This window comes from Phormidium sp. CCY1219 (genome assembly GCF_055795085.1).
The window spans coordinates 1-366 of record NZ_JAYFEQ010000861.1; the positions used below are offsets into that span (position 1 = coordinate 1).

Here is a 366-nt window from a genome sequence, read left to right on the forward strand (position 1 = left end):
TGGGATTTGGAGACCGGGATGGAACTGGCCACCCTCACCGGGCATAGTGACGATGTAAATGCAGTAGCTATCACTCCTGACGGGAAACGAGCGGTCTCGGCATCGTCGGATGAAACCCTGAAACTGTGGGATTTGGAGACCGGAACGGAACTGGCCACCCTCACCGGGCATAGTAAAGTTGTATTGGCAGTAGCCATTACCCCCGAAGGGAAACGAGCACTTTCGGCATCGTCGGATGACACCCTGAAACTGTGGGATTTGGATACCGGGATGGAACTCGCCACTCTAGAAGGGCATAGTGACATGGTATGGGCAGTAGCCATTACCCCCGAAGGGAAACGAGCGGTCTCGATATCGTATGAGAAA

1 protein-coding gene is annotated in these 366 nt (G+C 54.1%); it reads left to right on the forward strand.

Annotated elements, in window-relative coordinates:
* Positions 1 to 18 precede the first annotated feature (18 nt).
* Positions 19 to 366, forward strand: a 348-nt coding sequence (locus AC0QH1_RS28235) for a WD40 repeat domain-containing protein (RefSeq protein WP_442957373.1), incomplete at its 3' end; no start/stop codon positions are given.